Source organism: Embleya sp. NPDC001921 (assembly GCF_053594475.1).
Window position 1 is genome coordinate 1 of the sequence record NZ_JBSFEO010000154.1, and the last position, 1,867, is coordinate 1,867.

At 72.6% G+C, this 1,867-nt stretch carries 1 protein-coding gene; it reads left to right on the top strand.

Going from position 1 to position 1,867, the window contains the following annotated elements; genetic code table 11:
- Nucleotides 1-84: 84 nt before the first annotated feature.
- A partial coding sequence (locus ACWCPW_RS51925) for a polyketide synthase dehydratase domain-containing protein (RefSeq protein ID WP_449768675.1) occupies nt 85-1,867 on the top strand: 1,783 nt, incomplete at its 3' end.

Genomic DNA, 1,867 nt, shown 5'->3' on the forward strand with positions numbered 1-1,867 from the left:
CGGGAACTGAGTTTCGAGGAACCGCAGTTGGCCGTCGTCTCGACCGTTTCCACCGATGGTGACTGGACGGACCCGGAGTACTGGGTGCGCCATGTTCGGCAGCCGGTCCGGTTCCATGACGCCGTGGAAACGTTGGAGGTCCAGGGCGCGCGCGGGTTCGTCGAACTGGGTCCGGACGGCACGCTGACGGCGCTGGTTCGGGACGGACTCCGTGAGCCGGAGCGCGCGGTGACCGTACCCGTGCTGCGCAAGGATCGGCCCGAGTCGGACACCGTGATGGTCGCGCTCGCCACACTGCATGCGCACGGCGCCGCGCCCGACCTCTCGTGGGCCGGGTTCCATCCGGGCGCACGCCGCGTGGACCTGCCGACCTACGCGTTCCAGCGGCGCCACTACTGGCTGGACGACCTGCTCGACCGCTCGGCCGATCTCGCCTCGGTCGGAATGGGCGACTCCGGCCACCCCTTGCTGGGCGCGGCGGCGGAACGCGCCGACGGCGGTGGCGTGTTGTTCACGGGCCGGCTGTCGCTGCGCACGCACCCGTGGCTGGCCGATCACGTGGTCGGCGGCGTGATCGTGCTTCCCGGAACGGCCTACGTGGAGCTGGCGGTTCGCGCCGGTGACGAGGTCGGTTGCGCACTGCTGGAAGAACTCACACTGGAAGCGCCGTTGCTGCTTGCCGAGCGCGGCGGTGTGGTCGTGCAACTGTGGGTCGCGGCGGCGGAAGAGGACTCCGGACGGCGCGCCTTCGCGCTGTACTCGCGCGTCGAGGACGACGGCGACGAGGCGGGCGAATCGACGTGGCAGCGACACGCCACCGGTACGCTCACGCCCGTCGCCGCGGAGCCGGCCGACCACTTGACCGACTGGCCGCCCACGTCCGCCACGCAGGTCGACCCCGCGGAAGTCCGGGCTCGGCTGGTCGAACGCGGTTACGACTACGGCCACTCCTTCCAGGGCCTGCGGGCCGTCTGGCGCAGCGGCGACGTGCGCTACGCGGAGGTCGCGCTCCCGGCGGACGTGTCGGTGGACGGATTCGGCCTGCATCCGGCCCTGCTCGACGCGGCCCTGCACCCGCTGGTCCTGGACGTCGACGAGCGGACCCGGCTGCCCTTCGTGTGGAACGACGTCGCGCTGCACGCGTCCGGCGCCACGACACTGCGTGTGCGGCTCACCCCGACCGGCGGGAACGGGCTCGCGGTACTGCTGGCCGACGACGCCGGGCAGCCGGTGTTGTCCGCGTCGTCGCTGGTGCTGCGTCCGGTGACGGAGATCGCCGCGCCGGCCGCCCGGTCGACCGCGCGAGGTTCGCTGCACGCGGTGGACTGGGTTCCGCTCGCGGTCGACGCGCACGGGACGACCTCGGCGGCCACCCGGCATCCGGAGCTGACGAGCGGCGCGGACCTGAGCGCGTTGGACACGGTCGCGGACGTCGTGACGTACCGGGTCGGCACGGCGGCCACCGCTCAGGACGCGGCGGCCGGGGCGCTGGATGTGGTGCAGACCTGGCTCGCCGACGAGCGCACGGCCGACGCGACGCTGGTCGTGGTGACGTGTGGTGCGGTCGGGGATCCGGTGCAGGGTGCGGTGTGGGGTCTGGTGCGGTCGGCGCAGTCGGAGCATCCGGGTCGGTTCGTGTTGGTGGACGTGGACGCCGTGGACGCCGCCTCGGCGGAACTGGTGACCGCCGTGGTGGCGTCGGGCGAGCCGCAGGTGTCGGTATCCGAGGGCACGGTGCGCGCGGCGCGCTTGGCGCGGTTCACGCCGCCGGTGGATGCCGGCGGGCCTGATTGGGGTTCCGGGTCGGTGTTGGTGACCGGTGGTACCGGGAGTCTGGGTGGGTTGGTGGCTCGGCATCTGGTGGTTC